At 58.1% G+C, this 13,825-nt stretch carries 10 protein-coding genes; 3 read left to right on the top strand and 7 right to left on the bottom strand.

The genetic code is table 11. The annotated features are described in order from the left end of the window. Nucleotides 1-2: 2 nt before the first annotated feature. From T18_RS15580 to T18_RS15570, 3 genes are all read left to right on the top strand, one after another. Nucleotides 3-4,163, top strand: a complete 4,161-nt coding sequence (locus T18_RS15580) for a translocation/assembly module TamB domain-containing protein (RefSeq protein WP_038492331.1) — start codon at nt 3-5, stop codon at nt 4,161-4,163. A 167-nt stretch (nt 4,164-4,330) separates the two neighbouring features. Continuing rightward, nucleotides 4,331-4,807: a chemotaxis protein CheW gene (locus T18_RS15575; RefSeq protein WP_003504949.1), complete on the top strand. Its 477-nt coding sequence runs from the start codon at nt 4,331-4,333 to the stop codon at nt 4,805-4,807. 372 nt (nt 4,808-5,179) lie between these two features. Continuing rightward, on the top strand, nt 5,180-6,952 hold the full coding sequence (locus tag T18_RS15570; protein WP_038492338.1) for a methyl-accepting chemotaxis protein: 1,773 nt from the start codon (nt 5,180-5,182) through the stop codon (nt 6,950-6,952). Between the two features lie 43 nt (nt 6,953-6,995). On the opposite strand, the gene fdhD is transcribed toward T18_RS15570, so the two are convergent. From fdhD to T18_RS15535, 7 genes are all read right to left on the bottom strand, one after another. Then, nucleotides 6,996-7,811 carry a formate dehydrogenase accessory sulfurtransferase FdhD gene (gene fdhD / locus T18_RS15565; RefSeq protein ID WP_075807705.1) on the bottom strand — a complete coding sequence of 272 codons (816 nt, stop codon included), beginning with the start codon at nt 7,809-7,811 and terminating at the stop codon, nt 6,996-6,998. A gap of 275 nt (nt 7,812-8,086) precedes the next feature. Further along, entirely contained in the window at nt 8,087-8,497 is a 411-nt protein-coding gene (locus T18_RS15560) for a F0F1 ATP synthase subunit epsilon (protein ID WP_038492341.1), read from the bottom strand. A gap of 129 nt (nt 8,498-8,626) precedes the next feature. Continuing rightward, the gene (atpD, locus tag T18_RS15555) at nt 8,627-10,081 is read right to left on the bottom strand and encodes a F0F1 ATP synthase subunit beta (RefSeq protein ID WP_003516750.1); all 1,455 of its coding nucleotides are present in this window, start codon (nt 10,079-10,081) and stop codon (nt 8,627-8,629) included. A 23-nt stretch (nt 10,082-10,104) separates the two neighbouring features. Further along, the gene (locus tag T18_RS15550; protein ID WP_003516748.1) at nt 10,105-10,983 is read right to left on the bottom strand and encodes a F0F1 ATP synthase subunit gamma; all 879 of its coding nucleotides are present in this window, start codon (nt 10,981-10,983) and stop codon (nt 10,105-10,107) included. 30 nt (nt 10,984-11,013) lie between these two features. Beyond that, nucleotides 11,014-12,543, bottom strand: coding sequence for a F0F1 ATP synthase subunit alpha (atpA, locus tag T18_RS15545; RefSeq protein WP_003516747.1), 1,530 nt, complete (start codon nt 12,541-12,543; stop codon nt 11,014-11,016). Further along, the gene (locus T18_RS15540) at nt 12,543-13,109 is read right to left on the bottom strand and encodes a F0F1 ATP synthase subunit delta (RefSeq protein WP_025594541.1); all 567 of its coding nucleotides are present in this window, start codon (nt 13,107-13,109) and stop codon (nt 12,543-12,545) included. Before T18_RS15540 ends, atpA begins: the two co-directional genes overlap by 1 nt. Nucleotides 13,110-13,370: 261 nt before the next feature. Further along, entirely contained in the window at nt 13,371-13,757 is a 387-nt protein-coding gene (locus tag T18_RS15535) for a phage infection protein (protein ID WP_019566060.1), read from the bottom strand. Nucleotides 13,758-13,825 lie beyond the last annotated feature (68 nt).

Here is a 13,825-nt window from a genome sequence, read left to right as displayed (position 1 = left end):
TGATGACAACGTTGATTCGATTGCTGAAATGGCTGGGCTACGCTGCTCTTTGCGGCGTGGTGCTGGTGTTGCTTGCGGTTCTGTTCGTCGGTCTTACCCCGATGGGTGCAAGAATTGCCGCAAAGCAGATTTCATCGCTCGTTTCCACGCCCGACCAGACAATCGAAATCTCTCCACCCAGCGGTCTTTTGACCGGTAGCCTGCGGCTCGACAATGTCACTCTTGCGGATCGGCAGGGACCTTACGCCCGTGTGAACCAGATCGCCGTTGACTGGTCGCCGCTCTCGCTTCTTGCCGGAACCTTCCACGCCGACCGGGTGTCGGCCGGATCGATTGATGTCGATCGCAAACCGCTTCCCGCTGAGCAAACATCGACCAAAAGCTCCGGCAGTTCGTCCCTGCCGATTGAAATCGACATCGACAGTTTCGATTTCCCCGATATTAGCCTCGGACAATCCCTTCTTGGCCGCGACTTCGAGCTGACCGCCGAGGGCAATCTCAAGGCCGCGCAGGACGATATCAGGCTATCGCTCACCGCCCACCGGCAGAGCACGCCGGACGCTGCGGTCAATGCAGACATCGCGTTTCTGCCGAATGAAAATGTCTTGAAGTTGAAAGCGGAGATGAAGGAGCCCGAGGGCGGGCTTCTGGCCACGCTGCTCTCGCTTCCGGGCACACCCGCCGTGGCGATCGATGTGAACGGTGAAGGTCCGCTTTCTGACTGGACCGGCACTCTGCGCGGCAACGTCGCCGGCAACCCCGTGCTCAACGTCACCGGCCACCATCTACTTGGAGACGACGGCACGCGGCGTATCGAGGTCGCAGGCGGCGGCCAGCCCGATCTGCTTCTGCCCCCCGCTTTCCGACAGCTTTTCGCCGGCGAGACGAAACTTGATGCAAACGCCACGCTCTCACCGCAGGGGCGCATCGAAATCGGCAGCAGCACGCTGGAAACCGGCACATTGCTGCTGACGGCCTCGGGCACCGTGGATCCGAACGGCCAGAACGATCTTAGTGCCAACCTCATCGGCACCGCCGGGCCAGTGGATTTCCGCTGGCCGCTGAACAATGGCGAGATCCAGGCCCTCATCAATGGCATTGATCTTTCCCTGAAGGGCAACGCTGATGCCGCTCATCTCAACACCACGGCATCGTTGCGCAGCCTTTCCCTGCCACAGGGTAGGCTTGATGATGTCAAGCTGACGGCCAGGAGCGGCAATCTCAACATTGCCGATCGCAGCGGCACCATCGACACCATTCTCTCCGTGGCACAATCGTCCTTCGTCAGCCCAGATATCGACCGGCTGGTGCGTGCGCCGGTCACCATCAAGGCGCCGGTCAGCCTCACCTCGTCGACCATCGGCTTTGACGGCGCGACGCTGGAGAGCGCCAGTGTCGGCGGAACGCTGAACGGCAGTTTCGACCTCGCCAACAATCGCCTGACATCCAGCGTGCAGCTCTTCGCGTTGCCCGCCACCCTGCCGCCAGCGCTGGCGGAAAAATTCGATACCACCATAGCTTTGCAGGGCGATATCGACCTGATCATTGGCGGGCGCACAAGCGTTCAGAACCTCGTGGTCAAATCCGGAACAATTGAAGCGACAGGTGATGTCAGTCTCGAAGACGACGCGTTGAGCGCCAATCTGACGGGCAAGTTTCCCGCTCTCGAAAAACTGACGCCACAGGCAAAGGGCGTTGCCGATTTTGCAATTGAAGCCAGCGGCGCGCTTGCCGCGCCCGACTTCAATGTCACCTTAAGCTCCGAAAGTGCCACACTTGCCGGACGGAAGCTTGAAGCCCTGAAGGTCAATGCCGCAGGCAAGGCCGATCCGGCCGCACCGCAGGCAAAACTGACCGCCAGCGGCAGCCTCGACCGGCAGAAGATCGACGCCAACGCCAATGTGGTGCAGACAGAAAACGGCACGGCAATACCCGAGCTTCATGTGGCAGTGGGTCGCAACATCTTGAACGGCAAGCTGCAATTCTCGCAACAATTCCTGCCATCTGGCAATCTGTCGTTCAATTTCCCGGACTTGGCCCTGCTGGCGGCACTTGCCGCGCAACAGGCAGATGGCGATATTGCCGGCGACATCGTACTCAGTAACGATAACGGCCGGATTGCCGCGACGATAAAGGCGAATGGCGGCAGTATCCGCCAGGGCACAACGGTTATTTCGAAGCTCGCTGCCGATATCTCCATTGACGACCTTCAGGCGCTCGCCATCAACGGCAAGGTCAGCGCCGACAGCGTCAATGCTGGCACCGCGGCGATTTCGGCGCTGAATGCAACCATTGGCCATTCCGGCACGACCACCAACTTCGATGTCAACGGACGCTACGACAATGCGCCGCTCGTGGTAAAGGGCAGTGCCAATACCGCAGGATCGCCGATGACCGTGCGGCTCGATGCCTTCTCGGCCGCCCCCAAGGGCATTGCCGTACGGCTCGAAAAGCCGAGTACAATTGCGATCGAAAACGGCACGGCCCGCATCTCCGGTCTGACTATCATCACCGGCGACGGGCGCGTCGAGGTAAACGGCACGGCGGGTTCGACACTCGACATCAACGCCAATATCCGCTCGCTTCCCGCGAACCTCGCAAATGCCTTCGCCACCGGGCTGGATGCGGCGGGGAGTATATCCGGGACAGTCAGCGCCAAGGGCACGGCTTCAGACCCGGCGGTCGATTATAATCTGAACTGGACGAATGCCGAGGTTGCCCAGACGCGTGCGGCAGGGCTCGCAGCGCTCGGCATCAAGGCAAACGGCCGTTTCGCCGGCGGCACCCTGCAGATCGATACGAATGTAACCGGTCAGGGCGGCATGTCGCTTTCGGGCGGCGGCTCCCTCGGCATTGCCGGTAACCGTCCGCTTTCCATGGCCTTTTCCGGGAGGTTGCCCTTCTCCGCCGTTGCCGCACAAACCGCAGCACAGGGCCTCGATGTGGACGGCACCGCCGCCATCGATGTGAAGATTTCCGGCAGCGCTTCCGCGCCTGTCGTTACCGGCAGCATCACCACCGATGGTACACGACTGACCGATGTGCGCCGTAACCTCACGGTCAACGGGCTGGCAGCAACGGTCACCTTCGATCGTGATCGCGCCGTCATCTCCCGGCTGACGGGAAAGCTTGCTGGCGGTGGAACGATCTCGGGAACGGGTAGCGTCGGTATAACGGGCGGTTCGGGCTTTCCAGCCGACATCACGATCACGTTGGACCGCGCCGGTTACAATGATGGCACGCTGGTGACGACCATCGTAAGCGGCACGCTGACGCTGAAGGGTCCGCTTCTGAATTCGCCCGTGCTTGGCGGCAAGCTGACGCTGGACAGAAGCGCCATCACCATCCCGGAGAAACTTCCAGCCTCGCTGACGGAAATCGACGTCAAGCACAAGAACGCCCCGCCGCAGGTGCGGGCGCAGGTAAAGGCACTCGGCAACGATCAGGGCGGCAGTGGTAGTTCATCGACCATCAATCTTGATCTTCAGGTAAACGCACCAAGCGGCATCTTCGTGCGCGGACGCGGCATCGACGCAGAACTGACCGGCAATCTGACCATTCGCGGCACGGCGGCTGTTCCCGTCATCTCCGGCGGTTTTGAAATGCGCCGTGGACGGCTCGAAATTCTCACCCGCCGTCTCGATTTCAATACGGGCAAGATAACTTTCGGCGGCGGCCTCGTGCCGGTTCTGGATATGGAGGCGCAGTCCACCGCTGGTTCCGCCACCATCACCGTTGCGGTTTCCGGCAATGCCAACGACCCGACATTCGCCTTCTCCTCAACCCCGGCTCTGCCGCAGGATGAGGTTATGGCACAGCTGATCTTCGGCCAATCCATGTCCAAGCTCTCGGCCTTGCAGATCGCGCGGCTGGCGGATGCGGCAGCCCAGCTTGCCGGCGGGCGCTCCACATCGTTGTTCGACAAGCTCCGAAGCAATCTCGGTGTCGACGATCTCGACATCTCGACGGATTCGGAAGGCCAGGCCCGCGTTTCCGCCGGCAAATATCTCAACGAGCGAACCTATCTCGAACTGCAGCAAAGCGGCGATTCCGGCGCGAAGGCCATCATCAACCTCGATGTCGGGCGCGGCGTGAAGCTGCGCGGTGAAGCGGGCGGTAATGGCGAAGGTGCAGCCGGTATATTTTACGAGAAAGAATATTGAAGTCTTCGCATTTAGGTTTGCGAAACCATCTCATGCTACGAATCTTCCATTGAAGGCGGAAAATATTGTTTCCGGCTGTTCAGGCACCAGGCAGAACGCCAAATTCGCATATGCAAGTGTCGGTGCACTTGCGCTGGCCTCCACAGCGAGCATTGGGAAGAATTCTGATGGCAATGATAAACTCTACCAACTTTGGCGGCGAGACGCTCGAAATCATCGCATTCCGCCTGCATGATCAGGAATTCTGCGTGAAGACGACGACTATCCGCGAAATTCGCGGCTGGGCGCCTTCAACGCCCATTCCCCACGCGCCGAAAGACGTCATCGGCGTCATGAACCTGCGCGGTTCGGTTATTCCGATCATCGATCTCGCACACAAACTCGGAATGAAAAGCACCGTCGCAAATGAAAGAAGCGCCATCGTGGTGGCCGAAGTGCACAACATGGTCATCGGCATGCTCGTCGATCGCGTTTCGGACATTCTGACGATCCCGGCAAATCAGGTCCAGCCGGTTCCGGAAATCTCGGCCTCTTTCGACAAGTCCTACTCCGAAGGCATCATTGCCAACGAACATGGCATGATCTGCTTCCTGAACCTTGCAAAGATGTTCAAGGGAACCGAAGCGGAAGATCTCGCCGCCTGATCGTTGCAATTCCTTTGCATGACGGCCGGTTCGCGTTCTTAGGCAACCTAAGAACAGAGGCTCAAATACGAGACTATTGACCATTGAACCAAACCGCCGGAGCACCTGCCCGGCGGTTTTTGTTTTCATGACCGTCTCTTTTATTAAATAAGAACATTTTAATATTATAGATATCTAATATTAAAAGCCGACGAACAGTATCGCGCCTACATCACATCACGCGGGGTCCGATACCTGACCGAGGCTGACAAGTCGCAAGTGCCTGCATTGCTGCCTTTGGCGGCAGAACCTGTTCGTTGTTCAACATGATACGGCGCCGACCACACCTCCTGTGCGGCAGCGCGCGCCGAGGCCGCTATTTGGGGGACGTTAATGCTGGGGTTAGGGAAAAGCGCAGACAATCGAAATATGCTCGATGCGATATCCAGATCGCAGGCAGTCATAGAATTCGATCTTAAAGGCAATATTCTTACGGCAAACAGCAATTTCTGTGTGACGCTGGGCTATGATCTCGCGGAGATCGTCGGCAAGCATCATCGTATTTTCTGCGACCGGGAATTTGTCGCATCGCACGCATACCAGGAATTCTGGGAATCTCTTGCGCGCGGCGAATTTCAGGGCAAGGAATATCGCCGCATACGCAAGGATGGATCGACCATATGGATCGAGGCCTCCTACAACCCCGTCTTCAGGTCAGGCAAACCCTATAAGGTTGTCAAGATAGCGACCGACATCACAGCCAAGAAGATCAAGGCTGTAGAAGATGCTGGCAAACTCGAAGCGCTTTCACGCTCCCAGGCCACCATCGAATTTTTGCCGGATGGCACGATCATTACCGCCAATCCGAATTTCTGCGCCACTGTCAACTACGACCTCAAGGAAATCGAAGGCCGGCACCACCGTATGTTCTGCGATCCGGCCTATGCAGCATCGCCAGCCTATGCCAATTTCTGGCCGCGGCTGGCATCCGGAGAATTCATCTCGGACGAATTTGTTCGTTATGGAAAGAACGGCAAGGAGATATGGATCCAGGCCGCTTACAACCCGGTATTGGATGAGACAGGCAAGGTGGTGAAGGTTGTGAAATTCGCAACCGACGTGACGCCGCGTATGAGCGCCATCACCCTTCTCGCCGATGCCTTGCAGGCACTGGCCGAGGGTGACCTGGTGCAGCGCCTCGATAGCAGCTTCGTGCCCAGCATGGAGAAATTGCGCCAGGACTTCAACGACGTGGTCGGCAAACTTCAGTCCACCATGCAGACGATTGCTCACAATGCCTCGACAATCGCATCCGGCTCGGGTGAAATCCGCATAGCCGCCGATCAGCTCTCGCAGCGAACCGAACAGCAGGCGGCCTCGCTGGAAGAAACAGCAGCGGCACTGGAGCAAATCACCACCACCGTGACCGATGCCAGCCAGCGCGCCGGCGAGGCCGGGAAACTGGTGCTGCGCACGAGAGAACATGCCGAACATTCCGGTGAAGTCGTTCAGCAGGCAATTTCCGCCATGGACGCGATTTCGCGCTCCTCCGGTGAAATCACCAACATCATCGGCGTCATTGACGACATCGCATTCCAGACCAATCTACTGGCGCTGAATGCGGGCGTGGAAGCTGCCCGTGCCGGTGAAGCGGGCAAGGGTTTCGCGGTGGTCGCCCAAGAGGTACGGGAACTCGCGCAACGATCCGCCGTTGCTGCCAAGGAAATCAAGTCCCTCATTAACACCTCCCGCGAACAGGTCGCCAATGGCGTCGATCTGGTTGGCAGAACCGGCGGTGCGCTGCGGGATATTCAATCGCAAATGGGCGAAATCGATGCCAACGTCTCGGCCATCGTCGAGGCCTCGCGCGAACAGGCCAACGGTCTGAGAGAAATCAACCAGGCCGTCAACGTTATGGATCAGGCGACCCAGAAAAACGCGGCTATGGTGGAAGAAACCACTGCCGCCAGCCACGGCCTCGCCAATGAAGCGGACAACCTGCACGAATTGCTGCGGCAGTTCAGAATATCGCGCGAAGGACAGGTATCATCCGCCCAGCCGATCAATAAAAGACCCGCTGCAATAACGAGGCTGACAGCACCACAGCCGCGATACACAACGGCAAGGTCTCACGGAAATGCTGCGCCCGAATGGGCGGAGTTTTAGTATGCTTCGAAGCCCGGATGCCAATGCCGGCCGGCAACTGGCATTATAAAATAACGCGGTCCGCACGGGTGAAGATTTCGAAGTCTTCACCCCGCACCAGCGCAACAAGCGTGATGCCCGCACTCTCGGCGGTTTCGATGGCAAGCGCGGTAGGAGCCGAAATTGCTGCCATAACCGGACTACCAAGGATCGCTGTCTTCTGAACCATCTCCACCGACAGGCGACTGGTGACGGCAACAATGCCTGTCTTGGCGGAAATACCGGCATTCACGACAGCACCGGCCAACTTGTCGAGCGCATTGTGGCGACCGACATCTTCGCGCACCGCAAGCAAACCATCTTGAGGACTATAAAAACCCGCACCGTGAACGGCTCTCGTTTCGCGGTTGAGGCTTTGTGCGTCGCTCAGTGCTTTCACCGCGGCAACGATATCATCACCGTGGATCGACATTCTCGCGCCGCTGAGATCGGGGACCACGCGAACCGCCTGTTCTATGGATTCGATCCCGCACAGACCGCAACCAACCGGACCCGCCATATGCCGCCGTCTCGCCCGCAGGGCATCAGCCTCGGCATCCATCAGATCCACCTGGACATCATAGCCCTGCCCGGCTTCAATGACCTCTATCGCCCGGATTTCGGTGCGTGCCGAAATGATGCCCTCTGTCAGGCTGAAGCCGACGGCAAAATCGATAAGATCAGCGGGACTAGCCATCATCACGGCATGGGTGCTGCCGCCGTAAGAAAAGGCAACCGGCACCTCCTCCGGCACGGCACGCTCACCCGTGCTGAGGGCGCCCTGTCGCAGCGCGGATCTTGCGACCCTTCGATAACTGGCTTCTATCGACACGGCGATTATCCCTCCATGACAAGAAACATGCCTTCTCGCCTACTCCCGACCGGCAGCAGCACGTTACTTTTCACCATCATGTCTAGCCTATCGCCCTGAAAATCGGAATCGATTTCCGCAAACGTAATGAGCGGACCGAAGCGCATTTACTGGAACGAGAACTCAGATTTTTCTGCCTGCTTAAGAAAACAGGCAGTGGCCGAAAACAAAAAAGCGACCGAAACGGCCGCTTTCTGTTTTGGGTATTGTGTGGACAGTCATTCTTTCGAACCCGCCCGGTGCTTTCAAGCGGCGACGAGAACCTCATGCAGGTTCGTCAGTTCGTAGAGATGCTTTTCAAGCTTGGTCAAATGCTCGTGGTGATGATTGCCTTCCTGGATTTCGGCCTTGGCCAAATCGATGCGCTTCTGCAGCGTGTCAGGGGACATATCGTCAGCCGAAACAGCGGATTCTGCGAGAAGCGTGCAACCTGTCGGAAGAATATCGCCAAAACCACCGAAAACGACGTATTTATGGGTTTCGCCAGAGGCGAATTTCACCGTCACCAGGCCCGGCTTGATCGTCGTCATGGTGGGCGCGTGATTGGCCAGAACCGTCATCTCACCCAGCGTAGCCGGAATGACGACTTCCGTAACCGTTTCGGAAACGAGCAGACGTTCCGGGGAAACGAGATCGAATTTGAAACTGTCAGCCATGGCTATTCACTTCTTTTCAATTACGCGGGCGTCACGGACTTGTTTATTAAAACGCCGGCAAAGCCGTTCCGGTTTCACCGTCATCGTCGGCGAGGCGCGTGGTCGAACCACGCGCCCGCCAATTCATAATCAGGCAGCTTCAGCAGTCAGCTTCTTTGCCTTTTCGATGGCTTCTTCCATCGAACCGACCATGTAGAAAGCTGCTTCCGGCAGGCTGTCGTATTCGCCGTTGACCAGGCCCTTGAAGCCCTTGATCGTGTCTTCGAGTGCGACGAGCTTGCCCGGAGAACCGGTGAAGACTTCGGCAACGAAGAACGGCTGCGACAGGAAGCGCTCGATCTTGCGGGCGCGGGCAACCGTCAGCTTGTCTTCTTCCGACAGTTCGTCCATGCCGAGGATGGCGATGATGTCCTGAAGGGACTTGTAGCGCTGCAGGGTCGACTGAACCTTACGGGCAACCTCGTAGTGTTCTTCACCGACGATCATCGGGTCGAGCATGCGCGAGGTGGAGTCCAGCGGGTCAACAGCCGGGTAAATACCCTTTTCTGCGATCGAACGCGACAGAACCGTCGTTGCGTCAAGGTGCGCGAACGAAGTGGCCGGCGCAGGGTCGGTCAAGTCGTCGGCGGGAACGTAAATCGCCTGAACAGAGGTGATCGAACCCTTGTTCGTGGTGGTGATGCGTTCCTGCATCTGGCCCATGTCGGTTGCGAGCGTTGGCTGATAGCCCACAGCCGAAGGAATACGGCCGAGAAGAGCCGACACTTCCGAACCAGCCTGCGTGAAGCGGAAGATGTTGTCCACGAAGAACAGAACGTCCTGGCCTTCGTCGCGGAAGTTTTCAGCGATCGTCAGACCGGTCAGAGCGACGCGAGCGCGGGCGCCCGGCGGTTCATTCATCTGGCCGTAAACGAGAGCTGCCTTGGAACCTTCGCCGCCGCCAAGCTTGTTGACGTTCGACTCGATCATTTCGTGATAGAGGTCGTTACCTTCGCGGGTACGCTCACCCACGCCGGCGAATACCGAGTAACCACCGTGCGCCTTGGCGACGTTGTTGATCAGTTCCATGATGAGAACCGTCTTGCCAACGCCAGCGCCGCCGAACAGGCCGATCTTGCCGCCCTTGGCGTAAGGAGCCAGAAGGTCAACGACCTTGATGCCGGTAACGAGGATCTGGCCTTCAGTCGACTGCTCGACGTAAGACGGTGCGTCTTGGTGGATGGCGCGCTTCTTGGCCGTTACGATCGGACCTGCTTCGTCAACCGGCTCACCGATGACGTTCATGATGCGGCCGAGCGTTTCCAGACCGACAGGAACCTCGATCGGGGCGCCCGTATCAGCGACGACCTGACCGCGGACGAGACCTTCGGTCGAGTCCATGGCGATCGTGCGTACGACGTTTTCGCCGAGATGCTGAGCGACTTCCAGAACCAGGCGGTTGCCGTTGTTATCGGTTTCGAGCGCGTTGAGGATCGGAGGCAGTTCGCCTTCGAACGCCACGTCGACAACAGCGCCGATAACCTGGGTAACCTTGCCCGCGCCGTTCACCGCTGCGGTTTTCTTGGGGGTAGCTGCCTTAGCCATTATCCTTACCCTCTTTCCTTACCTCAGAGCGCTTCCGCGCCCGAAATGATTTCAATGAGTTCCTTGGTGATCTGAGCCTGACGCTGACGGTTGTAGGAAAGCGTCAGCTTGTTGATCATATCACCGGCATTGCGCGTTGCGTTGTCCATCGCGCTCATCTTGGCGCCCATTTCACCGGCAACGTTTTCGAGCAAAGCCCGGAAAACCTGAACCGAAATGTTGCGCGGAATAAGGTCTTCCAGAATAGAAGCCGCATCAGGCTCATATTCGTAGACGGCGCTCTGCGTTGCCTCAACCTCTTCCACAACAGGGACTGCGGCAGGAATAAGCTGCAGACCGGTCGGGATCTGGCTGATGACGGACTTGAATTCCGAGTAGATCAGCGTGCAGACGTCAAATTCACCCGCATTGAACAGGGAGATCACCTTCTTGGCGATCTGGTCGGCGTTTTCGAAACCGACCTTCTTCACTTCGCGCAGTTCGATGCGCTCGATGATATTAGCTGCGAATTCGCGACGAAGGCTGTCGTAACCCTTCTTGCCGACCGTGATGATCTTGACCGTTTTGCCTTCGGAAATCAGCTTGCGGGCTTGATCGCGGGCAAAACGGGAAATCTGCGAGTTGAAACCGCCGCAAAGACCACGTTCAGCGGTGCAGACAACGAGCAGATGCACGTTGTCCTTGCCGGTGCCGGTCATCAGCGCCGGAGCGACGTCCGCCTCGACCGCCTTGGCGATGTTGGCAAGAACGGCGCCCATGCGCTGAGAATAAGGCCGGGCGGCCTCCGCAGCTTCCTGGGCGCGCCGAAGCTTCGCCGCGGCGACCATTTTCATCGCCTTGGTAATCTTCTGCGTCGCCTTTACGGAGGCAATGCGGTTTTTCAGATCCTTTAGTGAAGGCATCCGTTATCCGTCCGAGTAAAAGAGCCCTAATTACGAGAAAGACTTCGCGAAGCTATCAAGAGCGCCCTTGAGCTTGCTCTTGGTATCGTCGCTGATTGCCTTTTCCGTGCGGATGGTGTCGAGGATCGCCTTGCCTTCCGAGCGGAGGTAGGAGAGCAGACCCTGCTCGAACTTGCCGACCTGCGCGACCGGGATCTTGTCGAGATAACCGTTGACACCTGCGAAGATCACCGCGACCTGCTCTTCCGTCTTGAGCGGAGAGAACTGCGGCTGCTTCAGAAGCTCGGTCAGGCGGGCACCGCGGTTAAGCAGGCGCTGCGTGGAAGCGTCAAGGTCCGAGCCGAACTGGGCGAAGGCGGCCATTTCGCGATACTGGGCAAGTTCACCCTTGATCGAACCGGCGACCTGCTTCATCGCCTTGATCTGGGCCGCAGAGCCAACGCGCGAAACCGACAGGCCGACGTTAACGGCCGGACGGATACCCTGGTAGAACAGGTCGGTTTCAAGGAAGATCTGGCCGTCGGTGATCGAGATCACGTTGGTCGGAATGAAGGCCGAAACGTCGTTGCCTTGGGTTTCGATGACAGGCAGAGCCGTCAGAGAGCCAGCACCCATTTCGTCGGAGAGCTTTGCAGCGCGCTCCAGAAGACGGGAGTGAAGGTAGAAGACATCGCCCGGATAAGCTTCGCGGCCCGGAGGACGGCGCAGCAGAAGCGACATCTGACGGTAAGCAACGGCCTGCTTGGAAAGGTCGTCATAACCGATGAGGGCGTGCTTGCCGTTATCACGGAAGTATTCGCCCATGGCGCAACCGGCAAACGGTGCAAGGTACTGCATCGGAGCCGGGTCGGAAGCCGTGGCAGCAATGATGATCGAATACTGCAGGGCGCCGCGCTCTTCCAGAACCTTTACGAACTGGGCAACGGTCGAACGCTTCTGGCCGATAGCAACGTAGACGCAATAAAGCTTGTCGCCTTCCGGACCATTGTCGTGAATGGCCTTCTGGTTCAGGATCGCGTCGAGAATGATCGCGGTCTTGCCGGTCTGGCGGTCGCCGATGACGAGCTCGCGCTGGCCGCGGCCAACCGGGATGAGGGCGTCGATAGCCTTGAGGCCGGTCGACATCGGCTCATGAACCGACTTACGCGGAATGATGCCGGGAGCCTTGACGTCCACGCGCGAACGCTTGGCGGCATTGATCGGGCCTTTGCCGTCGATCGGGTTGCCAAGGGCGTCAACGACGCGGCCGAGCAGTTCCGGGCCAACCGGAACGTCAACGATAGCGCCAGTCCGCTTTACGGTGTCGCCTTCCTTGATGGCACGGTCGGAACCGAAGATAACCACACCGACGTTGTCGGCTTCGAGGTTGAGCGCCATGCCGCGAACGCCGCCAGGAAACTCGACCATTTCGCCGGCCTGAACATTGTCGAGACCATAGACGCGGGCGATACCGTCACCGACGGAAAGCACCTGACCGACTTCCGAGACTTCCGCCTCGTTGCCGAAATTTTTGATTTGATCTTTCAGAATTGCGGAAATTTCCGCGGCGCGGATATCCATCAGCCAACCTCTTTCAGTGCAAGCTTAAGGGTGGAAAGTTTGGTGCGAAGAGACGTATCGATCTGGCGAGAACCAACCTTGACGATCAGGCCACCGAGGATCGAAGGATCAACGGTAACGGAAACCGTCACATCCTTGCCGGTAACGCTCTTCAGCGCCGCCTTCAGTTCAGTTTCTTGCGCTTCGTCGAGCGCATGTGCCGAGGTGACCTCGGCGGTAATTTCGCCGCGATGGGCAGCAGCAATGGAGCGATAGGCACGGATCATGCCGGGAACGGCAAACAGACGGCGGTTATTCGCAACGACCTTGAGGAAATTGACAGCAAGACCGGCAATACCGGCCTTCTCGCAGATTGCCGTGATTGCCTTGAACTGATCCTCGGCGGAAAACACCGGGCTCGCAACCAGACGCTTCAAATCGTCACTTCCATCGAGAAGTGCGCCGAACCTGTCCAGATCGGCTCCAACTGCCTCGACCGCACCCGCTTCCAAAGCAAGCTCGAAAAGCGACGATGCATACCTTTCGGCTACACCGGATGTTCCATGGGAGGTATCTGCCACGGGCACTTTTTCCCTGCTAATCGTCCAAGAACATCAGCGAGGGGGATCCTCCGCATCAAATTCTTGAAATCGTTTCAATTTCCCCGAAAAAGACCGGAATTCCCCCCTGCCTTTTCCCAATTTCGCGGTCCGTCTAGCATAGGACGCCGGGACTCGCAACACGCGTAATAGCGGAAAGCGCCGTTTGGGCAAGGGGGAATGCGTTTAAATTTTCCGATTCCGCCCAGGATGCGCCGCAGGTGCGGCACAAAAGCCAAAAAGCCCGTCTCAGACCAGTCCGAACACGTAGCTCAACGACAGTGCAGACAACAGAAGGTGTACAACCAGAAGTATGAAATTCCGCACTGTTGCGCCTCCATCCGAGAGAATGGAGAGAATGCCGCCGAACACGCTTAGACCGAAAGCCGCACCGAAGGCGAGATAGACCATGGGCTGCGCCAGAAGCAGGGCGGAAGCACCGAGGCCGAGATAAAAACCGGCAAGCGACGAGCGCACAAGCGCGTAACCATCCCGGCGCTCGCCGATCGCCTGCAGACCGAAGGCACGCAGAGTAACGCCTGGTGCAAACATGAAAAAGAGGCCGATCACGACCGACACCACCGCAGCGCCGAAGGCCAGCTGCTCGCCGAATTCGGCGGGAAAATAAAACTCCATCTCGTTCCCCAAATCATTTTTGCCTGCTGCGTTATGACACGGTCATGACAGCGGGAAAACGTCCCCAT

This window comes from Rhizobium sp. TBD182, assembly GCF_001950375.1.
Classification (GTDB): domain Bacteria; phylum Pseudomonadota; class Alphaproteobacteria; order Rhizobiales; family Rhizobiaceae; genus Agrobacterium; species Agrobacterium tumefaciens.
The sequence above is the reverse complement of the archived record's forward strand: the minus strand, read 5'-3'. Positions and strand labels throughout refer to the sequence as shown.